The following is a 22,526-nucleotide window of genomic DNA, read 5'->3' as shown; positions in this document are numbered from 1 at the left end:
AAAAGCCCGGAAAACCATTAACTGACCGATCAGGCAGATTTCTTGCAGTGCTTTCCAAGGTGAATCCGGAGTGAAGGGCGTGGTCATCCAACGGAAAGAAATGCAAAAAAACGGGCTTACAAAATCAATATAAAGTTGTATACAATCATTCCATCGCCGTGACGCCACCCGGTTTCGACGGGGCACCACGCAACCGTCACCACGAACAAGAAGGAAGACTGCAGTGAGCGCCGACTACCCACGCGACCTGATCGGTTACGGCAGTAACCCGCCTCACCCCCACTGGCCGGGCAACGCCCGCATCGCCTTGTCCTTCGTGCTCAACTACGAAGAAGGCGGCGAACGCAACATCCTCCATGGCGACCCGGAATCCGAAGCCTTCCTTTCGGAAATGGTCGCTGCGCAACCCCTGCAGGGCGCGCGCAACATGAGCATGGAGTCGCTCTACGAGTATGGCAGCCGTGCCGGTGTGTGGCGGATTCTCAAGCTGTTCAAGCGCTTCGATATTCCCCTGACCGTCTTCGCCGTGGCCATGGCCGCCCAGCGTCACCCGGACGTGATCCGCGCCATGGTCCAGGCCGGCCACGAGATCTGCAGCCACGGCTACCGCTGGATCGACTACCAGTACATGGATGAGGCGCAGGAGCGCGAGCACCTGCTCGAAGCCGTCCGCATCCTGACCGAAATCAGCGGCGAACGTCCGCTGGGCTGGTACACCGGGCGCACCGGGCCAAACACCCGCAAGCTGGTGATGGAGGAAGGCGGCTTCCTCTATGACTCGGACACCTACGACGACGACCTGCCCTACTGGGAACCCGACACCCCTACCGGCAAGCCGCACCTGGTGATCCCCTACACCCTCGACACCAACGACATGCGCTTCACCCAGGTGCAGGGCTTCAACACCGGCGACGATTTCTACCACTACCTCAAGGATGCCTTCGACGTGCTCTACGCCGAAGGTGCCGAGGCGCCGAAAATGCTCTCCATCGGCTTGCACTGCCGCCTGATCGGCCGCCCGGCACGCCTGGCCGCCCTCCAGCGCTTCATTGAATACGTCAAGGGTCATGAGCGGGTCTGGTTCAGCCGCCGGGTCGACATCGCGCGCCACTGGCACGCCACCCACCCTTGCCCGGGAGCCGCGAAATGACTGTCTTCCAGACCCTCAAGCCATCGACCTTGAGCCGCGCGGCCTTCGTCCAGGCCTTCGCCGATATCTACGAACATTCGCCCTGGGTCGCCGAAAAGGCTTTCGACCTGGGCCAGGACGCCGGGCTCGACGAGATCGAGACCCTGCACCAGCGCATGAGCGACATCCTCTTGAGCGCCGATCACGCCAGCCAGCTGGCATTGATCAACGCCCACCCGGACCTGGCCGGCAAGGCCGCCGTCCAGGGCCAACTCACCGAAGCCAGCACCAACGAACAGGCCGGCGCCGGTATTCACCAATGCTCGAACGAGGAGTTCCAACGCTTTACCGAGCTGAACGACGCTTATAAAGCCAAGTTCAAGTTTCCCTTCATCATGGCGGTAAAAGGCAGCAACCGGCACCAGATCCTTGCCGCGTTCGAAGTGCGCATCCACAACCCGGTGGACACCGAGTTCCAGTGCGCACTGGCCGAAATCAACAAGATCGCCCTGTTCCGTCTACTGACCCTTTAGCGAGCCGCGCCTGAACCCGGGCCCTGCAAGCCTCCCCAGCCACTAATTAAAAGGCAGACAAAAAGCATGAAAGCCTACGCCGCACCTTTCGAGAAGTTCGTCAACCTGGCCGACGCCCGCCTGGGCACCAAGATCATCTCGGTCACCGACGACTGGTTCGCCGACGCCAACCGCCTGTTCCAGCCGACCCCGGCGGTCTGGAAGGAAGGCGTGTTCGATGACAACGGCAAATGGATGGACGGCTGGGAGTCGCGCCGCAAGCGTTTCGAAGGCTACGACAGCGCGGTGATCCGCCTGGGCGTGCCCGGCTCGATCAAGGGCGTGGACATCGACACTTCGTTCTTCACCGGCAACTACCCACCGTCGGCCTCGCTGGAAGCCTGCTTCCTGAGCAAGGGCGAACCAGACGAAAACACCCAGTGGGTCGAAGTGCTGCCCGCCGTCGAGCTGCAAGGCAACAGCCATCACTACCACGAAATCAGCAACGACCAGGCCTTCAGCCACCTGCGCTTCAATATCTATCCGGACGGTGGTGTGGCACGCCTGCGGGTCCATGGCATTCCGTTCCGTGACTGGTCGGCGGTGGGCGACAACGAACAGGTCGACCTGGCCTCCGCCCTCAACGGCGGTCGCGCACTGGCCTGCTCCGACGAGCATTTCGGCCGCATGAGCAACATCCTCAACCCGGGCCGTGGCGTCAACATGGGCGACGGCTGGGAAACCGCGCGCCGGCGTACGCCGGGCAATGACTGGGTGATCGTGGCCCTGGGGCATCCGGGCGAGGTCGAGCAGATCATCGTCGACACCCTGCACTTCAAGGGCAACTACCCGGACAGCTGCTCGATCCAGGGCGCCTTCGTCAAGGGCGGCACCGACAGCCAGATCGAGACCCAGAGCCTGTTCTGGCGTGAACTGCTGCCGAGCCAGAAGTTGGAAATGCACCAGGAGCACAGCTTCGCCGAACAGATCAAGGCGCTGGGGCCCATCACCCACATCCGCCTGAACGTGTTCCCGGACGGCGGCGTGAGCCGGCTGCGGGTGCTGGGCAAAGTCGCGAAGTAACCCCAATGGTGGTTCCCACGCACCACGTGGGAACCACCGAGACACAGAATCCGAGAACAGAAGAACCGCATGCGCACACTGACGATTGAACCGCTGAGCAAAGAAGCCTTCGCCCCTTTCGGTGACGTGATCGAAACCGACGGCAGCGCTCACTTCATGATCAACAACGGTTCGACCCAGCGCTTCCATCGCCTGGCGACGGTGCAAACCGCCACGCCGGACGACCAGGCAATCATCAGCATCTTCCGCGCCGACGCCCTGGAGATGCCCTTGACCGTACGCATGCTCGAACGCCATCCGCTGGGCAGCCAGGCTTTTATCCCGCTGCTCGGCAACCCCTTTCTGATCGTGGTCGCGCCCCTTGGCGATGCACCTGTATCAGGTCTGGTCCGCGCCTTCGTCAGCAATGGCAGGCAGGGCATCAATTACCATCGCGGCGTCTGGCACCACCCGGTGCTGACGATCGAAAAGCGGGATGACTTCCTGGTGGTTGATCGCAGTGGCTCCGGCAACAACTGCGATGAGCATTTCTTCAAAGAGGATGAGTACCTGATCCTCGCCCCCCACCAATAAGAGAAGGTCTGATCACTCCCGAAAAAGAGTGACAGGCGAGAGGTAAAGACTGTGCAAGCACATCTGATGGAATGGCTGAACCTGAGCGTGCGCTGGATTCACATGATCACCGGCGTGGCCTGGATCGGCGCGTCGTTCTACTTCGTCTGGCTGGAGAACAACCTCAACCGGGTCAACCCGAAGGAAGGCCTGGCGGGCGACCTGTGGGCAATCCACGGCGGCGGTATCTACCACCTGGAAAAATACAAGCTGGCCCCACCGACCATGCCGGACAACCTGCACTGGTTCAAATGGGAAGCCTACTTCACCTGGATCTCGGGGATCGCGCTGCTGTGCATCGTGTTCTACTCCAACCCCGTGCTCTACCTGGTGGCCCCCGGCAGCGGCCTGAGCGGCCCCGAGGGCGTGGCCATCGGCATCGGTGCGCTGATCGCCGGCTGGTTCGTCTACGATTTCCTCTGTGATTCGGCCCTGGGCAAACGCCCGGCCCTGCTCGGCTTGATCCTGTTCGTGTTGCTGATTGCCGCCGCCTACGGGCTCAGCAAGGTGTTCAGCGGTCGTGGGGCGTACCTGCACGTCGGCGCGATCATCGGCACCATCATGGTCGGCAACGTGTTCCGCATCATCATGCCCGCCCAGCGCGCCCTGGTGGCGGCCATCGCCGAGAACCGCACGCCGGACCCGGCCCTGCCGGCCAAGGGCCTGCTGCGCTCGCGGCATAACAACTACTTCACCCTGCCGGTGCTGTTCATCATGATCAGCAACCACTTCCCTAGCACCTACGGCAGCCAGTACAACTGGTTGATCCTGGCCGGGATCGCGGTGCTGGCGGTGTTGGTGCGGCACTATTTCAACACCCGCCACAACAGCCACAAGTTCGCCTGGACCTTGCCGGTCGCGGCCTTGGGGATGATCTGCCTGGCCTATGTCACCGGCCCCGCGTCGACCCCGAGTGCACCGCAGGTCGCCAAGGCGCCGGCGAAGATCGAATACCAGCCCCTGCCGGAAACCGCGCTGGGCGGCAAGCCGGCCGAGACGACCGCAGCACCGGCGGCGCCCGCCGCTGCGGTCGCACCGGCTGCTCCAACGCCAGCTCCAACTGCAGCGCCCACCGCGACGACGAGTGCCACCGATGTCAGCTTCGACAAGGTTCACAGCGTGATCCAGGAGCGCTGTGCGGTGTGCCATTCGGCCCAGCCCACCAGCCCGCTGTTCAGTTCGGCACCGGCGGGGGTGATCTTCGACACCCCGCAACAGATCCAGCAACTGGCCCCGCGCATCCAGGCCCAGGCCGTCGCCAGCCAGATCATGCCGCTGGGCAACATCACCCAGATGACCCAGCAGGAACGTGACCTGATCGGTGCCTGGATCAACCAGGGCGCGCATACCAACTAAACGTTTGTAGTGAGTGGGCTTGCCCACTCACTACAAAAGCCCTATCCGCCACACAGGTGTAACCGATTCAAGAAGGCTGTTCGCAACCACACAGCGCTAAAACCACAAGAATAAAAAATCCGAGGTGTTGCATGTCCGAGTTATCCGAGCCGCGCATCCCCGCCGCACCCGCTTTCCAGCGCCTGCCCCTGTTGCAACTGATCCTGGTGGGTCTGCAACACGTCCTGCTGATGTATGGAGGCGCCGTCGCCGTACCGCTGATCATCGGACAGGCCGCCGGCCTGAGTCGTGAGGAAATCGCTTTTCTGATCAACGCCGACCTGCTGGTGGCCGGTATCGCCACCGTGGTGCAATCCCTCGGCATCGGCCCCATGGGCATCCGCATGCCGGTGATGATGGGGGCCAGCTTCGCCGCCGTTGGTAGCATGGTGGCCATGGCCGGCATGCCCGGCATCGGCATGCCCGGTATCTTCGGCGCCACCATCGCCGCCGGTTTCTTCGGCCTGCTCATCGCCCCGTTCATGTCGAAAGTCGTGCGCTTCTTCCCCCCGCTGGTGACCGGCACGGTGATTACCGCCATCGGCCTCTCACTGTTCCCGGTAGCGGTCAACTGGGCCGGCGGCGGCAACACGGCGGCGCCGTTCGGCTCGCCGACCTACCTCACGGTGGCCGCGCTGGTACTGGCCACCATCCTGCTGATCAACCGCTTCATGCGTGGCTTCTGGGTCAATATCTCGGTGCTGATCGGCATGGCCCTGGGCTATGTCCTGTCCGGTGCCATCGGTATGGTCGACCTCAGCGGCCTGGCCCAGGCGCCCTGGCTGAAGGTGGTCACCCCGCTGCATTTCGGCCTGCCGCAGTTTCACCTGGCGCCGATCCTGTCCATGTGCCTGGTGGTGGTGATCATCTTCGTCGAGTCCACCGGGATGTTCCTGGCCCTGGGCAAGATCGCCGGCCAGGACGTCACCCCGCGCATGCTCCGGCGCGGCTTGCTGTGCGACGCCGGCGCGTCGTTCCTCGCCGGTTTCCTCAACACCTTTACCCATTCCTCCTTCGCCCAGAACATCGGCCTGGTGCAGATGACCGGCGTGCGTTGCCGTTCGGTGACCGCGGTCGCAGGGCTCTTCCTGATCATCCTCAGCCTGCTGCCCAAGGCTGCGTTCCTGGTGGCCTCGATTCCCCCGGCGGTGCTGGGCGGCGCGGCCATCGCCATGTTCGGCATGGTGGCGGCCACCGGGATCAAGATCCTCCAGGAGGCTGACATCTCCGACCGGCGCAATCAGCTGCTGGTGGCGGTGAGCATCGGCATGGGCCTGATCCCCGTGGTGCGACCGGAGTTCTTCGCCCACCTGCCGTTGTGGATGGGTCCGATCACCCATAGCGGTATCGCCATGGCGACCCTGAGTGCCGTGTCCCTGAACCTGCTGTTCAACGTGCTGGGGGCGCCGAACGGGCGGCACTCAGCGGGCATGTTCATCAGCACTGATGCCCTGGCCGATCGCTGTGAATGTGCGGGAGCGGCATTCTTGAGCCTTGCGCAAACCCGGTGCTACCATGCCCAACCGCCCGGGCCGGCAAGGAAAAACCTGGTTTATGAGCACCATCCGCGAACGCAACCGAGAACTGATCCTGCGCGCCGCCAGCGAAGAGTTCGCCGACAAGGGCTTCGCCGCCACCAAGACCAGCGATATCGCGGCCAAGGCCGGCCTGCCCAAGCCCAATGTCTACTACTACTTCAAATCCAAGGACAACCTCTACCGCGAGGTGCTGGAAAGCATCATCGAGCCGATCCTCCAGGCCTCGACACCGTTCAACCCCGAAGGCGTGCCCGCTGAAGTGCTGGCCGGCTATATCCGTTCGAAGATCCGTATCTCCCGCGACCTGCCTTTCGCCTCCAAGGTCTTCGCCAGTGAAATCATGCACGGCGCGCCGCACCTGAGCGCCGAGCAAGTGGAACAGCTCAACGCCCAGGCCCGGCACAATATCGCCTGCATCCAGAGCTGGATCGACCGCGGCCTGATCGCCCCGCTCGATCCCCATCACCTGATGTTCAGCATCTGGGCCGCGACCCAGACCTATGCCGATTTCGACTGGCAGATCTCCTCGATCACCGGCAAGGCCAAGCTGGAAGACGCCGACTATGAGGCGGCGGCACAGACCATCGTGCGGCTGGTGCTCAAGGGCTGTGAGCCGGACCGGTAGACCGTGGCGCCTGTCAAACTGACACCCCGGCATCCGCCACCAGCCCCAACGCCTCGACCGCGCTGATCGCGCACTGCTCGTCGATATCCGACGTATCGCCAGTGATCCCGATCGCACCGATCACCTTCCCGTCCTGATCGCGAATCAACACTCCACCCGGCGCCGGTACCACACTGCCCTGCCCCAGGCTGTTCAACGCCGCCACGAACGCCGGCCGTTGCTGCGCATCCAGCGCCAGCAATCGCGACCCCTTGCCCAGGGCTATCGCGCCCCAGGCCTTGCCGATGGCGATCTGCGGACGCAGCAGGCTCGCCCCGTCCTCGCGCTGCAGCGTCACCAGGTGTCCGCCGCCATCCAGCACCGCAATGGTCAGTGGCGCCGCCGAAATGGCCCGGCCGGCGGCAATCGCCTGACTGGCCAGGCTGACTGCGAGATTCAAGGTTAAAGCGCTCATGGTGCCGTCCTTATAGGTGAGGGGAAAGCCGTTGACGCTCCGCTTCAGGAGCCGTCCGCCAAGACAAATAGAACACAACAAACAATGTTTTTGTATACAAAAATAACAATAGACGCACCTAAATCCACTCAGACACCCGATAAATGGCCCTGGAACGAATCTTCAGATCGTTCGAGAAAAGGCATTGACCTTCGCCACCTGCCATGAATACACTCGCCACACAGCAACTTGTATACAATTACAAAACGCAAGAGGCACAAAACAATGAGCAAAATGAGAGCAATCGAAGCTGCCGTCATGGTGATGTGTCGCGAAGGCGTGGACACCGCCTTCGGCATTCCCGGTGCCGCGATCAACCCGCTGTACAGCGCGTTGCAGAAAGTCGGCGGTATCGATCACGTCCTCGCTCGTCATGTCGAAGGCGCCTCGCACATGGCCGAGGGCTACACCCGCGCCAAGGCCGGCAATATCGGCGTGTGCATCGGCACCTCGGGCCCGGCCGGCACCGACATGGTCACCGGCCTGTACAGCGCCAGCGCCGACTCGATCCCGATCCTCTGCATCACCGGCCAGGCACCGCGGGCACGGCTGCACAAGGAAGACTTCCAGGCCGTGGACATCACCAGCATCGTCAAGCCGGTGACCAAGTGGGCAACCACCGTGCTCGAACCCGGCCAGGTGCCCTACGCCTTCCAGAAGGCCTTTTATGAAATGCGCTCCGGCCGCCCCGGTCCGGTGCTGATCGACCTGCCGTTCGACGTGCAGATGGCCCAGATCGAATTCGATATCGACGCCTACCAACCGCTGCCCTTGGCCAAACCAAGCGCCACGCGGATTCAGGTCGAGAAGGCCCTGGCCCTGCTCGACCAGGCCGAACACCCCCTGCTGGTGGCCGGTGGTGGCATCATCAACGCCGATGCCAGCGAGTTGCTGGTGGAGTTCGCCGAGCTGACCGGCATTCCGGTGATCCCGACCCTGATGGGCTGGGGCACGATTGCCGACGACCACCCGCTGATGGTCGGCATGGTCGGGCTGCAGACCTCCCACCGCTACGGCAATGCCACGCTGCTCAAATCCGATCTCGTGCTGGGTATCGGCAACCGTTGGGCCAACCGTCACACCGGCTCCGTGGAGGTCTACACCGAAGGCCGCAAGTTCATTCACGTGGACATCGAGCCGACCCAGATCGGCCGCGTGTTCACCCCGGACCTGGGCATCGTTTCCGACGCCGCCTCGGCCCTGACCGTCTTTATCGAAGTGGCCCGTGAATGGCAGGCTGCCGGCAAGTTGAAGGATCGCAGTGCCTGGCTCAAGGATTGCCAACAGCGCAAGGCCAGCCTGCAGCGCAAGACCCATTTCGACAACGTGCCGGTCAAGCCGCAGCGCGTCTATGAAGAGATGAACCAGGTGTTCGGCAAGGACACCTGCTACGTCAGCACCATCGGCCTGTCGCAGATTGCCGGCGCGCAGTTCCTCCATGTCTACAAGCCACGGCACTGGATCAACTGCGGCCAGGCCGGCCCCCTGGGCTGGACCATTCCGGCCGCGCTGGGGGTGGTCAAGGCCGACCCGAACCGCAAGGTGGTGGCACTGTCCGGCGACTATGACTTCCAGTTCATGATCGAGGAACTGGCGGTGGGCGCGCAGTTCAAGCTGCCGTATATCCACGTGGTGGTGAACAACTCCTACCTGGGGCTGATCCGCCAGGCCCAGCGCGGCTTCGACATGGACTACTGCGTGCAACTGTCCTTCGACAACCTCAATGCGCCAGAGCTCAACGGTTATGGCGTGGACCACGTGGCCGTCGCTGAGGGCCTGGGTTGCAAGGCCCTGCGGGTGTTCGAGCCGGAGCAGATCCAGGGCGCGCTGCGTCAGGCCCAGGCGATGATCGAAGAGTTCAGGGTGCCGGTGATGGTCGAGATCATCCTGGAACGGGTGACCAATATCTCCATGGGCACCGAGATCAACGCCATCAACGAGTTCGAAGACCTGGCGCTGGTCGGCAACGATGCGCCGACGGCGATTGCGCTGCTCGACTGACCTACCAAGGAGACCACCATGCCACGCTTTGCCGCCAACCTCTCCATGCTGTTCACCGAACAGGATTTCCTGGCCCGCTTCAAGGCCGCCGCCGATGCCGGTTTCAGCGGTGTGGAGTACCTGTTCCCCTATGACTTCAATTCGGCCGAGATCAAGGCGCAGCTCGACGCCCATGGCCTGACCCAGGTGTTGTTCAACCTGCCGGCCGGTGATTGGGCCAAGGGCGAGCGCGGGATTGCCTGCCACCCGGACCGGGTCGAGGAGTTCCGCGCCGGGGTCGACCTGGCCATCGCCTATGCCCAGGTGCTGGGCAATACCCAGATCAACTGCCTGGCCGGCATCCGCCCCCAGGGCTTCGACGACGCCTTCCTGGAAAAGACCTTCGTCGACAACCTCAAGTACGCCGCCGGCAAGCTTGAGGCCGTCGGCATCCGCTTGGTGATGGAAGCGATCAACACCCGCGATATCCCCGGTTTCTACCTGAACACCACGGCCCAGGCCCTGTCGATTCGCCAGCAGGTGGGCAGCGCCAACCTGTTCCTGCAATACGACATCTACCACATGCAGATCATGGAGGGTGACCTGGCACGGACCCTGTCCGACCACCTGGCCGAGATCAACCATGTGCAACTGGCCGACAACCCCGGGCGGCATGAACCGGGGACCGGGGAAATCAACTACCGGTTCCTGTTCGAGCACCTGGACCGCATCGGTTATCAGGGCTGGGTCGGCTGCGAATACAAGCCATTGACCAGCACCGAAGCCGGGCTGGGCTGGTTGAAAACCCATAACGCACTATAAGAAGAGGACATTCTCATGGCTAAAATCGGTTTTATCGGCACCGGTATCATGGGCCAGCCCATGGCCGCCAATCTGCAAAAGGCAGGTCACAGCCTGTTCCTGTCCAGCCACCACGACGCCGCTCCGGTCGACCTGGTCAGCGCCGGCGCGGTTGCCCTGGCGAACCCCAAGGAAGTCGCCCAGGAAGCCGAATTCATCATCGTCATGGTGCCGGACACCCCGCAGGTCGAGGATGTGCTGTTTCGTGCCGACGGCATTGCCGCCGGCGTCGGCCCGGGCAAGATCGTCATCGACATGAGCTCGATCTCCCCCACTGCCACCAAGGCGTTCGCGGCGCGGATCAATGAAACCGGCGCGCAGTACCTCGACGCCCCGGTGTCCGGCGGTGAAGTCGGCGCCAAGGCCGCCACCCTGAGCATCATGGTCGGCGGCGACGCCCAGGCCTTCGCCCGCGCCCTGCCGCTGTTCCAGAACATGGGCAAGAACATCACCCTGGTGGGGGGCAACGGTGACGGCCAGACCGCCAAGGTGGCGAACCAGATCATCGTCGCCCTGAACATCCAGGCGGTGGCCGAGGCGCTGCTGTTCGCGGCGAAGAACGGCGCCGACCCGGCCAAGGTGCGTGAAGCGCTGATGGGCGGCTTTGCCTCGTCGAAAATCCTCGAAGTGCATGGCGAGCGCATGATCAAGGGCACCTTCGACCCGGGCTTCCGCATCAGCCTGCACCAGAAGGACCTGAACCTGGCCCTGGCCGGTGCCCGCGAGCTGAATATCAACCTGCCGAACACCGCCAATGCCCAGCAGGTGTTCAGCACCTGCGCGGCCATCGGCGGCAGCCAGTGGGACCACTCGGCGCTGATCAAGGGCCTGGAGCACATGGCGAATTTCTCGATTCGCGAGCGCTAGAACAGCGCAGTCCGTTTGGCTGAACACGATACTTGTAGGAGCCAGCTTGCTGGCGATGAGGCCAGTGAGCCTTGCATCGCCTGATCGGCCGCTATCGCCAGCAAGCTGGGCTCCTACAGTTGAACGCGTTCGGTCTTGATTGAAGAGTTCCCCTGACACACACCATGAGCAAGATCGCCAACACGCCCCACTGTCCCGACTGGGCGACCGCCCTGCTCAACGGCTTCAGCCAGATTTTCCTCCAGCGCCATCCGCTCTGCGGTCTCTGCTGCCTGCTGGCAATTGTCCTGACGGCACCGACCCTGCTCGGCGGCGCGCTGCTGGGCGGCCTGGCCGGCCTGCTCACCGCCCAACGTCGCGGCTACCCCAAGGCCGAACGCCAGGCCGGTCTCTACAGCTACAACGGTGTGCTGCTGGGCCTGCTGATCAGCCTGCAATTGCCCTGGTCGGCCCTGATCCCGCCGCTGATCATCGCTGCCTCGGGCCTGGGCGCGATCCTGGTCCGGCAATGGCTCAAGCACGCCGGCGACGCTCAAAGCCTGCCCGCCTACACCGCCCCCTTTGTCGGCGTGGGCTGGCTGTTGCTGGCGTTCGCCCCCCAGGGCCAGCCGCACAGCTTGCCGCTGCCCCTCGACGGCACCCTCACCTATGCCAACGCCACCCTCATGGGCCTGGGCCAGATCATGTTCCTCGACCACCCCCTCGCGGGCCTGTCGATCCTCATCGGACTGCTGCTCGCCAATCGCCGGGCTGCCGCCTGGGCCGCCCTCGGCAGTGCAGCCGGGCTGGCGTTCGCCCTCCTCCATGATCCTTCGCCACAAGCCCTGCTCGGACTGGCCGGCTACAACCCGGCCCTGGTAGCGCTCGCCTTGAGCCAGCAGCATCGCACGCCGTGGCCGACGCTGATCGGCATCGTCCTGGCGATCGTGTTGACACCCGGCTTTTCCGCCCTCGGCCTGGCGCCATTGACCGCTCCCTTTATCCTCGCCTGCTGGCTGATCCGCGCCGGGGCCCGCGTGCTGCGCCAGACCAGCGACGGCAGCGGGCCCGCCCGCCGGCTTGCGCATTGATCGGCAATCCCCCACCCTTCGCCCATCGACAGCTTGGGCAACACCTCATGAACAGTAACAACGACTGGCGCCAGCGGCTCTACGTCATGGTTTTCCAATCCGACACCGTCGCCGGCAGGCGCTTCGACAAAATCCTCCTGCTGATCATTCTCGCCAGCCTGGTGACCGTGATCCTCGACAGCATCGAGAGCTTTCACCAACACTTCGCCGAAGCCCTGGCCTATATCGAATGGGGCTTCACCCTGGTCTTCGCCGTCGAGTACCTGGTGCGCCTGTACTGTTCGCCCAGGCCGCTGCGCTACGCCTTCAGCTTCTACGGGCTGGTGGACCTGCTGGCCATCGTGCCGGGGATCCTCGCGCTCTACTACAGCGACGCCCAATACCTGCTGATCATCCGTATCATCCGCATGCTGCGGATCTTCCGGGTACTCAAGCTCGGGCCGTACCTGAAACAGGCCCACTACCTGCTCGACGCCCTGCGCGGCAGCAAGCAGAAGATCCTGGTGTTCCTGCTCAGCGTCTGCACCCTGGTGACCGTGTTCGGCACCCTGATGTACGTGGTCGAAGGCCCGGAACATGGTTTTACCAGCATTCCCAAGGGCATCTACTGGGCTATCGTTACCCTCACCACGGTGGGTTATGGCGATATCGTGCCCAAGACCGTACTGGGCCAGGTGATTTCATCCCTGGTGATGATCACCGGTTACTCGATCATCGCCGTGCCCACCGGGATCTTCACCGCCGAACTGGCCAGCGCCATGCGCGGCGATTCGCACAAGCACGACTGCCCGGTCTGCGGGAAAAACAGCCACGAACCGGAAGCCTCTTTCTGCTCCCGTTGCGGGAATGCGCTATACACCAAAATAGAATAAGCAAAGTATTTTTTAATCTTTAAATGACTATACCAGCGCCGTTATAGTGGCTGGCAAATTGCCCCTCTCTCAGCTGAAACAAGGACTGCGCAGTGAAAAAACTCTTTGGCGCCTCACTTCTCGCCGCGGGCCTGGCCTTTGCCAACCTGGCCCAGGCCGCACCGACCTTGCTGAACGTTTCCTACGACGTGATGCGTGACTTCTACAAGGACTACAACGCGGCGTTCCAGAAGCACTGGCAGGCCGAGCACAATGAGAACATCACCTTGCAGATGTCCTTCGGCGGCTCCAGCAAACAGGCGCGCTCGGTCATCGACGGCCTGCCGGCGGACGTGATCACCATGAACATGGCCACCGACATCAACGCCCTGGTGGACAACGGCAAGCTGCTGCCGGACAACTGGGTCAGCCGCCTGCCGAACAACAGCGCGCCGTTCACCTCGGCCACCGTGTTCATCGTGCGCAAGGGCAACCCCAAGGCCCTGAAAGACTGGCCGGACCTGCTCAAGGACGGTGTCCAGGTGATCGTGCCCAACCCCAAGACCTCGGGTAATGGCCGCTACACCTACCTGTCGGCCTGGGGTTATGTGCTCAAGAACGGCGGTGACGAGAACAAGGCCAAGGACTTTGTCGGCAAGCTGTTCAAGCAGGCGCCAGTGCTCGATACCGGCGGTCGTGCCGCCACCACCACCTTCATGACCAACCAGATCGGCGACGTGCTGGTGACCTTCGAGAACGAAGCGGAAATGATTGCCCGCGAGTTCGGTCGCGACCAGTTCGAAGTGATCTACCCGAGCGTATCCGCCGAGGCCGAGCCGCCGGTGAGCGTGGTGGACAAGGTGGTCGACAAGAAAGGCAGCCGTGCGGCGGCCGAGGAATACCTGAAATACCTGTGGTCGCCGGAAGGCCAGGAAATCGCCGCCAACAACTACCTGCGCCCACGTGATCCGCAGGTACTGGCCAAGTTCACCGACCGCTTCCCGAAAGTCGACTTCCTCTCGGTGGAGCAGACCTTCGGCGACTGGCGCACGGTGCAGAAGACCCACTTCAATGATGGTGGCGTGTTCGACCAGATCTACAACGGCAAGTAACTGCAATCACACGGCATTGAAAACACCGCGAACCCTGTAGGAGCCAGCTTGCTGGCGATGAGGCCCTCAAGCCTTGTGGCGCCCAGCCGACCGCCATCGTCGGAACGCCGCCCGCAGCAAGCCGGCTCCTATAAAGATGATTGACTGGCCGCTACATCGGCGGCTTGACCCCATCCTTGCCCGCAAAAATCCCCATCGCCGTCAGCTTGCCATCCGCCCCCGGCACCGCGGACAGCATCACTTTCACCCCCGGCTTGAGCAGGCTGCGATCCCCCGGCATCAAGTTGACCACCGGCACATTCTCCGGCACCACCACCGTCTTCTCGCCGCCCTTGTAATTGAGGGTCAGGGTGCGCCCATTGGCGACTTTCAATTCACCCACGCGACCATTGGTCATGCTGCTGCCAGGTGCCAGGTCAAAGGGCCGATGGCCATCGCCGGTGCCGGCCATTTCCGGCGGGAACACGTGAACTTCCATCGCCGTCAGTGTCCCGTCAGGGCCGGGCATCGCCGCCGTGCCGATGTAGCTGCCGGGCTTGATATCGGAGATCTTGGCCAGGGTCACGCCGCGGACCTGGGTGTCCTTGGTCAGCCCCACCGTGACATCTTCATTGCCAAGGGTATGGACCTTGAGCGCATCGCCCTCGAGCGCCATGATCTCCCCGCGCACCGCGACCCGCTGGGCCGGAGCATCGGCTGCCTGTGCCACGCCGACAGACATCAATACCGCCACGCTCATCGCCGAGGCCAACGCACTGCGGCGGGCCAACTTGCCGAAAATCGAATTCATGGGACGTCAGGTTCCTTGGGTGGGGATGTGAACGGTTCTGGATTCAACATGACTGTTATAGCGCTGATAACAGGATTCGGAGATGAAAATATCGCCTTCGCGCTTTCGCTCTCCATAGGGAGGGCATGTTTCCGGGCATTGCAAAATGACACCCGAAAAAAAACGGCGACCCATTGGGGTCGCCATTTTCACTCACTGTCCGAACTGCTTGCCCAAGCCAGGCGGCACGCCATGGATATCGGTGTCTTCCCACGGTCCGTTGGGGCTGACGGAGCGGCTCCAACCATTGTCCCAGCGATAGTAGGTGCGCTGGCGATAGAAGGTGTTGGGTTGGTTGTCGAGGACATAGACGCCCATCCGCCCGTCCCAGTGACTGTTACCCCCCGGTGGCGGGGCAAAAGTCGGTGAGAAACTCGGACGAGGTTTGCTCGGTTGGATCGGCTTGCCCGGCGTAGACGGTGGATAAGGTTGGGTCGAGGGACCGGAGGGCCGGATCGTCGGCTCCCCCGGCGTCGGCGGGTGTTGGACCGCACAAGCGCTCAACCCGAGGACCAGCGTTAACAGGGTGAAGCGAGCAATGGCGGTCATGGCGAATTCTCTATTTATCCGGGCTGTCGATGGTCAGGTGCTGTTGCGCGGCGGTACTGCTGGCCAGGGGCTGGCTGCGTCCGACCCATTCGCCGGCCGTCGGCTGGCCGGCCCGGGACACCCGCGCGACCAGTTGGACCTCGGGAAAGCCCGACAGTTTCAATTGCGGCATCATCGCGTCGCTGTCGCTCAATTCGACCGTCGCCGGCAGATCGGCGACGGTCAGGCGCTTGGCCGCCAGCGGCGCGGGCGGCCCCTGGGTCGCCCGGGCGAAGATGAAGACGCTGTCGCCCGGCTGGACCTTGGCCTTCAGCTCGGCCGCCAACTCGACCCGTACTTTCAACAGCGCGCCCTTGGCCACAGGCGCCTCGGCAACCTTGCCGCCACCCGCCACCAGCTTTTCACCGGCGCGGTCGATACCGCCCTGCAACGCCGCACGGGAACCGTCGTCCGGCGGCAATTGCGCCAGCAGACGTTTCCAGTAGTCGATGGCCTCCTGGTAACGCTGCCCCTCAAACGCGGCGATCCCCAGCAGCCCCAGGCTGGTGACTTCCTTCGGGTCGATCTTGAGGGCTTCGTCGGTCAGCGCCTGGACCTGCGGCGACCATCGCTTGCCATCGGCAAAGTACTGCGCCTGGGCCCACTGCCCGAGCAACTCCGGCTGACGTCCGGCGACCTTGACCGCGCGCTCGAACGCCTTCGCCGCATCGGCCGCACGCTCCTGGGCCATGTAGGCGCGGCCGAGGAAATACAGGCCCTCGGCCGAATCCGGCTGGGCCGCCACCGCCCGTTCCAGACGCCGGGTCATCTCTTCCACGGATTGCGGCGCCTGGGCGAATTCACGGGTCAGCTCGACCTTGTCGCTGGCACCGAAATGCAGGTACAGCCCCAACCCCAGCACCGGTACCAGCAGCGCCGCCAACAGCGGCAACGGCTTGCCCAGCCGCGAAACCCGGGCCGGCGCCACGCCTTCGGTATCGGCCAGCAACTCGCGGGCCGCTTCCGCCCGCCCGCTGTCCAGCTGTTCGGCGCTGAGCACGCCTTCGGCCTGCTGCGCCTGCAACTCGGCCACACGCTCCTGGTAGAGGGCAACGTTCAATGCGGTGCGATCTTCTTCACGCTGCACGCGACGATCGCGCAAGATCGGGATCAACAGGAAACTCAGGGCAATCAGTAACAACAGACCGGTAGCGAGCCAGAAATCAATCATTCGTTTTCTTTATCCAGCAGGTGGTCGAGGCGCTGGCGCTCCTCGGCGGAAAGCGCATCCGGGGCAGCGGCGCCCTCGGCGCGACGACGGCGAACGATCACCGCGATCACCACGAAGCCGCCCAGCAGCAGGCCGGCCGGGCCGAACCAGAGCAAGGCGGTCTTGCCACTCAGGGCCGGCTTGTAGCGCACGAAGTCGCCATAGCGGTCGACCATGAAGTCGATGATCTGCTGGTTGTCCTTGCCCTCGCCGAGCATGCGGAAAATCTCCCGGCGCAGGTCGGCGGCAATCGGCGCGTTGGAATCGGCGATGTCCTGGTTCTGGCACTTGGGGCAGCGCAGTTCCTTGGTCAGGTCGTGAAAGCGTTCACGCTCGGCGTCATTGGCGAACTCATAGGTGTCGATGGCGGCATGGGCCACGCCGGCCAGACCCAGGCCCAGGGCGACCGCGGCTAACCAGCGCTTCATGGCCGGGCCTCGTCCACCAGCGACTGGTACACACTCGCCAGTTGTTCGCGCCAGACCGTCTCGTCGATCACCCCGACGTGCTTGTAGCGAATCACGCCCTTGGCATCGATGAAGAAGGTCTCCGGCGCGCCGTAGACGCCCAGGTCCAGACCCAGGGTGCCCTGCCCGTCGCGGATATTCAGCTGGTACGGGTTGTGGAACTCGTTCAGCCACTTCAGCGCCTCGGCATTGTCATCCTTGTAGTTGACGCCGTAGATCAGCACGCCCTGCTGGGCCAGCTTGTTCAGCACCGGGTGCTCGACCCGGCAGGAAATGCACCAGGTGCCCCAGACGTTCACCAGCGCCGGCTTGCCCTGCAGATCGGCCACGCTCAGGGTCTTGTCGCCCTGCACATTGGGCAGCGAGAACGCCGGGAACGGCTTGCCGATCATCGCCGACGGCAGCTCGGACGGATCCAGGTACAGCCCGCGATACAGGAATACCGCCACCACCAGGAACACCGCCAGCGGTAACACCATCAACCAACGCTTCATGCCGTCGCTCCACTCATGCCCAGCGCTTCACGAACGCGGCTTTTCACCTTGACCCGATAACGCCGGTCCAGCGCCGCCAACGCACCGCCGAGCCCGGTCAGCAGGCCGCCGAACCAGATCCAGCGCACGAACGGCTTGACGTGCACCCGCACCGCCCAGGCGCCGTTTTCCAGCGGTTCGCCGAGGGCGACGTAGAGGTCACGGGTGAAACCGGCGTCGATCCCGGCTTCGGTCATCATCGATTGCTGCACGCTGTACAGCCGCTTCTCCGGGTGCAGCAGCGCCACTTCCTTGCCGTTTTCGATCACCCGGATCGTCCCCTGGTCCGAGGTGAAGTTCGGCCCTACGACATGCTTGGCGCCTTCGAAAACGAAGTGGTAACCGGCCAGCTCCATGGACTCGCCCGGCGCCATGCGCAGGTCGCGCTCGGCGCTTTCCTGGCTCGACAGCACCACGCCCAGGGCGCAGACCGCGATACCCAGGTGCGCCAGCTGCATGCCCCAGTAGCTGCGGGTCAGGCCTGGCAGGCCCTTGACCAGGCCCTTGTGACGGGTCTTGTCGAGGATGTCGCGGACCCCGGCCAGCAGCACCCAGGCCGCCAGCAGGAAAGTCGCCAGCACCGCCCAGTTGAAATCGCCGTAGACCAGCCCGGCCACCACCGCCAGGGCAACGCTGCCCAACAGCACCGGGGTCAGCATGCCCAGCAGCCATTTCACCGGGGTGTCCTTCCAGCGCACCACAATACCGACCGCCATCACCCCCATCAGCAGGGCCATCAGCGGAATGAACAAGGCATTGAAGTACGGCGGGCCGACGGACAGCTTGGCGCCACTGAGGGCATCGAGCACCAGCGGGTACAGCGTGCCCAAGAGGATCATCGAGGCCGCCACCACCAACACCAGGTTGTTGCCCAGCAGCAGGGTTTCCCGCGACCACAGGTTGAAGCCCACATGGCTTTTCACCACCGGGGCGCGCAGGGCGAACAGGGTCAGCGAACCGCCCACCACGAACAGCAGGAAGATCAGGATGAACACGCCCCGCGCCGGATCGGCGGCGAAGGCATGCACCGAGGTCAGCACGCCGGAACGGACCAGGAAGGTCCCCAGCAGGCTCAGGGAAAACGCCGCAATCGCCAGGAGCACGGTCCAGCTCTTGAACACCCCGCGCTTTTCCGTGACCGCCAGGGAGTGGATCAGCGCCGTGCCCACCAGCCAGGGCATGAACGAGGCGTTTTCCACCGGGTCCCAGAACCACCAGCCGCCCCAGCCGAGTTCGTAGTAGGCCCACCAGGAACCGAGGGTGATACCGATCCCGAGGAACGCCCAGGCGACCATGGTCCAGGGTCGCGACCAGCGCGCCCACGCCGCGTCGAGACGACCGCCGAGCAAGGCGGCGATGGCGAATGCGAAGGCCACCGAGAAGCCGACATAGCCCATGTAGAGCATCGGCGGGTGAACGATCAGGCCGACGTCCTGCAGCAACGGGTTGAGGTCGCGACCGTCCGCCGGAATCTGCGGCAGGATCCGCGAGAACGGGTTGGAGGTCAGGATCAGGAACAGCAGGAACCCCGTGCTGATCATGCCCATCACCGCCAGCACCCGGGCCAGCATCACCTGCGGCAGCTGCCGGGAAAACACCGACACGGCAAAGGTCCAGCCGCCTAGGATCAAGGCCCAGAGCAGCAACGAACCTTCGTGGGCACCCCACACGGCACTGAACTTGAAGTACCAGGGCAAGGCGCTGTTGGAGTTGTTGGCGACATAGCTGACGGAAAAGTCGTCGGTCATGAAGGCGTAGGTCAGCACCCCGAAAGCGAACACCAGAAAGGAAAACTGCCCCCAGGCCGCCGGCCGGGCCAGACTCATCCACAGGCGGTCGCCGCGCCAGGCGCCGAACAGTGGGACAACGGCTTGCACCAGGGCGAAGCACAGCGCGAGGATCATGGCCAGATGGCCCAACTCAGGAACCATGGATCAACCCTCCTTCGCTTGTGTGGGGGCGGATTGACCGCTGTCCTTCAAGGCCTTGCTGACCTCTGGCGGCATGTACTTCTCATCATGCTTGGCCAGCACTTCATCGGCCACCACCACGCCATCGGCGTTCAGCTTGCCCAGGGCGACAATGCCCTGCCCTTCGCGGAACAGGTCCGGCAGGATGCCGCGATAGGTAATGGTGACGGACTTGTTGAAATCGGTGACCACGAACTTCACGTCCAGCGAGTCGCTGGAGCGTTGCAGCGAGCCCTTTTCCACCATGCCGCCGGCGCGGATCCGCGTGTCATGGGGCGCTTCGCCGTTGGCGATCTGGGTCGGGGTGTAGAACAGGTTGATGTTTTCCTGCAGCGCACTCAAGGCCAGGCCCACGGCAGCGCCGACGCCGACCAGGATGGCGAGGATGATGATCAGGCGCTTCTTGCGCAACGGGTTCACTTGGCATTCTCCCGGCGCAGACGACGCGCCTCTTGTTGCAGGTAACGCCGACGGGCCAGGATCGGCGCCGCGACGTTCAGGGCCAGCACGGCCAGGCAGATGCCGTAGGCCGACCAGACATACAAACCATGATGGCCCATGGCGAGAAAATCGCCGAAGCTGGCAAAACTCATCGGGCCACCCCCAGCTCGTTCAGGACTTCGGTCTTGACCCAACTGGCCCGGGCCTCGCGCTTGAGCACCTCGAGGCGCATGCGCAGCAACACCACGGCGCCGAAGAAGCAGTAGAAACCGAGCACCGTCAGCAGCAGCGGCAGCCACATTTCGACGGGCATGGCCGGCTTCTCGGTCAGGCTGAACGTCGCGCCCTGGTGCAGGGTATTCCACCACTCCACCGAGTACTTGATGATCGGGATATTGATCACCCCGACAATCGCCAGCACCGCACAGGCCTTGGCGGCGCTGTCGCGATTGCTGATGGCGTTGCCCAGGGCGATCAGGCCGAAATAGAGGAACAGCAGGATCAGCATCGAGGTCAGGCGCGCATCCCAGACCCACCACGAACCCCAGGTCGGCTTGCCCCAGATGGCCCCGGTGACCAGCGCCACGGCGGTCATCCAGGCACCGATGGGCGCGGCGCATTGCAGCGCGACATCGGCCAGCTTCATCTTCCACACCAGCCCCACCACACCGCAGACCGCCAGCATCACATAGCAGGACTGGGCCAGCATGGCCGCCGGCACGTGGATGTAGATGATGCGAAAGCTGTTGCCCTGCTGGTAGTCCGGCGGCGCGAAGGCCAGGCCCCAGACCACGCCGACGCCGATCAACAGCACGGCGGCCACGCTCAGCCAGGGCAGCAGGCGCCCGCTGATGCCATAGAACCATTTGGGCGAGCCCAGCTTATGAAACCAAGTCCAGTTCATCACGGTACATCCAAGGGTCTTTGCTGGTCATCAACCGACCAGACCTCATTATTCGCCGACGCTGATCTTCAGGCCAGCCGCTATTGCAAAAGGTGTCAGGGTCACCGCCAGGGCGGCCAGGCTGCCCAGCCAGAGCAGGTACCCCGTGGCCGGCATGCCCTGCAACGCGGCCTGCAAGGCCCCGCTGCCGAGAATCAGTACCGGGATGTACAGCGGCAGGATCAGCAGGGCCAGTAACAGGCCACCGCGCTTCAATCCCACCGTCAGGGCCGCACCCACCGCACCGAGCAGACTCAGTACCGGCGTACCCAAGAGTAGCGATAACAGCAGCACCGGCAAGCAGGCGCCGGGCAAACCGAGCATCAGCGCCAGCAAGGGCGCGAGCAGGACCAGGGCCAGACCGGAAAAAACCCAGTGTGCCAGTACCTTGGCCAAGACCAGAAGGGCCAGGGGGTGCGGCGAAAGGACCCACTGCTCCAGCGAACCGTCCTCGAAATCACTGCGGAAAAGCCCGTCCAGCGAGAGCAGGACGGACAACAGGGCCGCGACCCAGACCAGTCCCGGAGACAAAGTTTGCAACATATTTGTCTCGGGGCCGACCGCCAGCGGGAACAGCGCCACCACAATGGCGAAGAACACCAGCGGATTGGCCAGCTCCGCCGGACGACGGAACAGCAGGCGCGCTTCGCGGGCGAACAACAGGCCGAAGACACTCATGCAGCCCACCGTCCCAGGTCGAGATCGCGGTAACCGGTCGGCACCCGGGCCAGCGTGTGGTGAGTGGTCAGCACGACCATGCCACCGCGCTCGCAATGACCGGCCAGGTGTTCTTCAAGCTCGGCGACACCCTGCTTGTCCAGGGCGGTGAAAGGCTCGTCGAGAATCCACAGTGGCGGGCTGTCCAGGTGCAGCCGGGCCAGGGCCACGCGACGCTGCTGGCCGGCGGACAAGGTGTGGCACGAGACATCTTCGAAACCACGCAGCCCGACCGCCGCCAGGGCTTGCCAGATCGCCTCGCGCCCGGCCGGCTGATGCAGGGCACACAGCCAGCGCAGGTTCTCTTCGGCAGTGAGCAGATCCTTGATCCCTGCGGCGTGACCGATCCACAACAGCATGCGCGCCAGCTCGCTACGCTGGGCATTCAAGGGCTGTCCGTTGAGTCGTACCTCGCCGGCGGTCGGTTGCATCAGGCCGGCCAGCAGGCGCAACAGGCTGGTCTTGCCGCTGCCGTTGGGGCCGCTGATCTGCAACATATCGCCGGGACGCAGCTGCAACTCGAGGTGCTCGAAGAGCATCCGCCCGTCCCGCTCACAGGCGAGCGCCAAGGCTTCTAGAAGAGGGCTGGTCAAATGATCGAGGCCTTTTTACAGTTCAAGTCGGCACGGGTGCAGCCGTTAAAGTGAAGCAGAATAAATGCTTTTGCAGCTCGCCCCACAGAGCTGTGTCAATTTTTGCG

General features: G+C 63.6%; 24 protein-coding genes and 1 pseudogene. 13 read left to right on the top strand and 12 right to left on the bottom strand.

The window, feature by feature from the left end; all coding sequences use genetic code 11:
* The first annotated feature begins 223 nt into the window (after positions 1–223).
* The 7 genes and pseudogenes from puuE to NUH87_RS26480 all read left to right on the top strand — a co-directional run bounded on the left by puuE (position 224) and on the right by NUH87_RS26480 (position 6,894).
* A complete protein-coding gene (gene puuE / locus NUH87_RS26510) occupies positions 224–1,150 on the top strand; it encodes an allantoinase PuuE (RefSeq protein WP_338523315.1) in 927 nt (308 codons plus the stop codon).
* Positions 1,147–1,662, top strand: a complete 516-nt coding sequence (gene uraD, locus NUH87_RS26505; RefSeq protein WP_338523314.1) for a 2-oxo-4-hydroxy-4-carboxy-5-ureidoimidazoline decarboxylase — start codon at positions 1,147–1,149, stop codon at positions 1,660–1,662. Before puuE ends, uraD begins: the two co-directional genes overlap by 4 nt.
* 66 nt (positions 1,663–1,728) lie before the next feature.
* Positions 1,729–2,724 carry an allantoicase gene (gene alc, locus NUH87_RS26500; protein ID WP_338523313.1) on the top strand — a complete coding sequence of 332 codons (996 nt, stop codon included), beginning with the start codon at positions 1,729–1,731 and terminating at the stop codon, positions 2,722–2,724.
* A 69-nt stretch (positions 2,725–2,793) separates the two neighbouring features.
* Positions 2,794–3,297 (top strand): ureidoglycolate lyase, encoded by a 504-nt coding sequence (locus NUH87_RS26495; RefSeq protein WP_338523312.1) that lies wholly within the window; start codon positions 2,794–2,796, stop codon positions 3,295–3,297.
* 51 nt (positions 3,298–3,348) lie between these two features.
* On the top strand, positions 3,349–4,692 hold the full coding sequence (locus NUH87_RS26490) for a urate hydroxylase PuuD (RefSeq protein WP_338523311.1): 1,344 nt from the start codon (positions 3,349–3,351) through the stop codon (positions 4,690–4,692).
* Positions 4,693–4,823: 131 nt separating this feature from the next.
* Positions 4,824–6,161, top strand: a pseudogene (locus NUH87_RS26485) (nucleobase:cation symporter-2 family protein); the annotation flags it as partial.
* A gap of 124 nt (positions 6,162–6,285) precedes the next feature.
* Positions 6,286–6,894: a TetR/AcrR family transcriptional regulator gene (locus NUH87_RS26480; RefSeq protein ID WP_338523310.1), complete on the top strand. Its 609-nt coding sequence runs from the start codon at positions 6,286–6,288 to the stop codon at positions 6,892–6,894.
* Positions 6,895–6,907: 13 nt separating this feature from the next.
* On the opposite strand, the gene NUH87_RS26475 is transcribed toward NUH87_RS26480, so the two are convergent.
* Positions 6,908–7,348, bottom strand: a complete 441-nt coding sequence (locus NUH87_RS26475; protein ID WP_040065782.1) for a GlcG/HbpS family heme-binding protein — start codon at positions 7,346–7,348, stop codon at positions 6,908–6,910.
* A gap of 264 nt (positions 7,349–7,612) precedes the next feature.
* Here NUH87_RS26475 and gcl point away from each other — a divergent pair, with 264 nt between their 5' ends.
* The 6 genes from gcl (at position 7,613) to NUH87_RS26445 (ending at position 14,128) form a co-directional block, all read left to right on the top strand.
* Complete coding sequence (gcl, locus tag NUH87_RS26470; protein ID WP_338523309.1) at positions 7,613–9,388, top strand: glyoxylate carboligase; 1,776 nt, start codon at positions 7,613–7,615, stop codon at positions 9,386–9,388.
* Positions 9,389–9,406: 18 nt separating this feature from the next.
* Complete coding sequence (hyi, locus tag NUH87_RS26465) at positions 9,407–10,189, top strand: hydroxypyruvate isomerase (RefSeq protein WP_338523308.1); 783 nt, start codon at positions 9,407–9,409, stop codon at positions 10,187–10,189.
* 15 nt (positions 10,190–10,204) lie between these two features.
* On the top strand, positions 10,205–11,095 hold the full coding sequence (locus tag NUH87_RS26460; RefSeq protein WP_338523307.1) for a 2-hydroxy-3-oxopropionate reductase: 891 nt from the start codon (positions 10,205–10,207) through the stop codon (positions 11,093–11,095).
* A 164-nt stretch (positions 11,096–11,259) separates the two neighbouring features.
* A complete protein-coding gene (locus NUH87_RS26455) occupies positions 11,260–12,165 on the top strand; it encodes an urea transporter (protein WP_338523306.1) in 906 nt (301 codons plus the stop codon).
* A 47-nt stretch (positions 12,166–12,212) separates the two neighbouring features.
* A complete protein-coding gene (locus tag NUH87_RS26450) occupies positions 12,213–13,037 on the top strand; it encodes an ion transporter (protein WP_338523305.1) in 825 nt (274 codons plus the stop codon).
* A gap of 92 nt (positions 13,038–13,129) precedes the next feature.
* A complete protein-coding gene (locus NUH87_RS26445; protein WP_338523304.1) occupies positions 13,130–14,128 on the top strand; it encodes a sulfate ABC transporter substrate-binding protein in 999 nt (332 codons plus the stop codon).
* Between the two features lie 151 nt (positions 14,129–14,279).
* Here NUH87_RS26445 and NUH87_RS26440 read toward each other — a convergent pair whose 3' ends face one another.
* The 11 genes from NUH87_RS26440 to ccmA form a co-directional block, all read right to left on the bottom strand.
* Positions 14,280–14,918: a DUF5666 domain-containing protein gene (locus tag NUH87_RS26440; protein ID WP_338523303.1), complete on the bottom strand. Its 639-nt coding sequence runs from the start codon at positions 14,916–14,918 to the stop codon at positions 14,280–14,282.
* A gap of 192 nt (positions 14,919–15,110) precedes the next feature.
* Complete coding sequence (locus NUH87_RS26435) at positions 15,111–15,506, bottom strand: hypothetical protein (RefSeq protein ID WP_338523302.1); 396 nt, start codon at positions 15,504–15,506, stop codon at positions 15,111–15,113.
* Positions 15,507–15,516: 10 nt separating this feature from the next.
* Complete coding sequence (gene ccmI / locus NUH87_RS26430) at positions 15,517–16,716, bottom strand: c-type cytochrome biogenesis protein CcmI (protein WP_338523301.1); 1,200 nt, start codon at positions 16,714–16,716, stop codon at positions 15,517–15,519.
* Positions 16,713–17,183, bottom strand: a complete 471-nt coding sequence (locus tag NUH87_RS26425; RefSeq protein ID WP_338523300.1) for a cytochrome c-type biogenesis protein — start codon at positions 17,181–17,183, stop codon at positions 16,713–16,715. The genes ccmI and NUH87_RS26425 overlap by 4 nt, the downstream gene beginning before the upstream one ends.
* Positions 17,180–17,716, bottom strand: coding sequence for a DsbE family thiol:disulfide interchange protein (locus tag NUH87_RS26420; RefSeq protein WP_040065771.1), 537 nt, complete (start codon positions 17,714–17,716; stop codon positions 17,180–17,182). The genes NUH87_RS26425 and NUH87_RS26420 overlap by 4 nt, the downstream gene beginning before the upstream one ends.
* Positions 17,713–19,686 (bottom strand): heme lyase CcmF/NrfE family subunit, encoded by a 1,974-nt coding sequence (locus tag NUH87_RS26415; RefSeq protein ID WP_338523299.1) that lies wholly within the window; start codon positions 19,684–19,686, stop codon positions 17,713–17,715. Before NUH87_RS26415 ends, NUH87_RS26420 begins: the two co-directional genes overlap by 4 nt.
* Positions 19,687–19,689: 3 nt before the next feature.
* Positions 19,690–20,145 carry a cytochrome c maturation protein CcmE gene (ccmE, locus tag NUH87_RS26410; protein WP_040065765.1) on the bottom strand — a complete coding sequence of 152 codons (456 nt, stop codon included), beginning with the start codon at positions 20,143–20,145 and terminating at the stop codon, positions 19,690–19,692.
* Positions 20,142–20,318 carry a heme exporter protein CcmD gene (gene ccmD / locus NUH87_RS26405; RefSeq protein WP_040065763.1) on the bottom strand — a complete coding sequence of 59 codons (177 nt, stop codon included), beginning with the start codon at positions 20,316–20,318 and terminating at the stop codon, positions 20,142–20,144. Before ccmD ends, ccmE begins: the two co-directional genes overlap by 4 nt.
* Positions 20,315–21,073 (bottom strand): heme ABC transporter permease, encoded by a 759-nt coding sequence (locus tag NUH87_RS26400; protein WP_338523298.1) that lies wholly within the window; start codon positions 21,071–21,073, stop codon positions 20,315–20,317. Before NUH87_RS26400 ends, ccmD begins: the two co-directional genes overlap by 4 nt.
* Positions 21,074–21,118: 45 nt before the next feature.
* Entirely contained in the window at positions 21,119–21,787 is a 669-nt protein-coding gene (ccmB, locus tag NUH87_RS26395; protein WP_040065759.1) for a heme exporter protein CcmB, read from the bottom strand.
* Positions 21,784–22,365, bottom strand: coding sequence for a cytochrome c biogenesis heme-transporting ATPase CcmA (gene ccmA, locus NUH87_RS26390; RefSeq protein ID WP_338523297.1), 582 nt, complete (start codon positions 22,363–22,365; stop codon positions 21,784–21,786). The genes ccmB and ccmA overlap by 4 nt, the downstream gene beginning before the upstream one ends.
* Positions 22,366–22,526: the final 161 nt, after the last annotated feature.

It is taken from the genome of Pseudomonas batumici (assembly GCF_036585405.1).
Taxonomy (GTDB): domain Bacteria; phylum Pseudomonadota; class Gammaproteobacteria; order Pseudomonadales; family Pseudomonadaceae; genus Aquipseudomonas; species Aquipseudomonas batumici.
This window is presented reverse-complemented; position numbering and strand designations above follow the sequence as displayed.

Bases quoted from the DNA above. Each gene is read 5' to 3' on its own strand.
- ccmB (WP_040065759.1), bottom strand. From the start codon at position 21,787: ATGAGTGTCTTCGGCCTGTTGTTCGCCCGCGAAGCGCGCCTGCTGTTC.
- gcl (WP_338523309.1), top strand. From the start codon at position 7,613: ATGAGCAAAATGAGAGCAATCGAAGCTGCCGTCATGGTGATGTGTCGC.
- ccmD (WP_040065763.1), bottom strand. From the start codon at position 20,318: ATGAGTTTTGCCAGCTTCGGCGATTTTCTCGCCATGGGCCATCATGGT.
- NUH87_RS26475 (WP_040065782.1), bottom strand. From the start codon at position 7,348: ATGAGCGCTTTAACCTTGAATCTCGCAGTCAGCCTGGCCAGTCAGGCG.
- NUH87_RS26435 (WP_338523302.1), bottom strand. From the start codon at position 15,506: ATGACCGCCATTGCTCGCTTCACCCTGTTAACGCTGGTCCTCGGGTTG.
- NUH87_RS26415 (WP_338523299.1), bottom strand. From the start codon at position 19,686: ATGGTTCCTGAGTTGGGCCATCTGGCCATGATCCTCGCGCTGTGCTTC.
- ccmA (WP_338523297.1), bottom strand. From the start codon at position 22,365: ATGCTCTTCGAGCACCTCGAGTTGCAGCTGCGTCCCGGCGATATGTTG.
- NUH87_RS26460 (WP_338523307.1), top strand. From the start codon at position 10,205: ATGGCTAAAATCGGTTTTATCGGCACCGGTATCATGGGCCAGCCCATG.
- NUH87_RS26480 (WP_338523310.1), top strand. From the start codon at position 6,286: ATGAGCACCATCCGCGAACGCAACCGAGAACTGATCCTGCGCGCCGCC.
- NUH87_RS26420 (WP_040065771.1), bottom strand. From the start codon at position 17,716: ATGAAGCGTTGGTTGATGGTGTTACCGCTGGCGGTGTTCCTGGTGGTG.
- uraD (WP_338523314.1), top strand. From the start codon at position 1,147: ATGACTGTCTTCCAGACCCTCAAGCCATCGACCTTGAGCCGCGCGGCC.
- hyi (WP_338523308.1), top strand. From the start codon at position 9,407: ATGCCACGCTTTGCCGCCAACCTCTCCATGCTGTTCACCGAACAGGAT.
- NUH87_RS26455 (WP_338523306.1), top strand. From the start codon at position 11,260: ATGAGCAAGATCGCCAACACGCCCCACTGTCCCGACTGGGCGACCGCC.
- NUH87_RS26450 (WP_338523305.1), top strand. From the start codon at position 12,213: ATGAACAGTAACAACGACTGGCGCCAGCGGCTCTACGTCATGGTTTTC.
- NUH87_RS26425 (WP_338523300.1), bottom strand. From the start codon at position 17,183: ATGAAGCGCTGGTTAGCCGCGGTCGCCCTGGGCCTGGGTCTGGCCGGC.
- ccmI (WP_338523301.1), bottom strand. From the start codon at position 16,716: ATGATTGATTTCTGGCTCGCTACCGGTCTGTTGTTACTGATTGCCCTG.
- NUH87_RS26495 (WP_338523312.1), top strand. From the start codon at position 2,794: ATGCGCACACTGACGATTGAACCGCTGAGCAAAGAAGCCTTCGCCCCT.
- NUH87_RS26440 (WP_338523303.1), bottom strand. From the start codon at position 14,918: ATGAATTCGATTTTCGGCAAGTTGGCCCGCCGCAGTGCGTTGGCCTCG.
- alc (WP_338523313.1), top strand. From the start codon at position 1,729: ATGAAAGCCTACGCCGCACCTTTCGAGAAGTTCGTCAACCTGGCCGAC.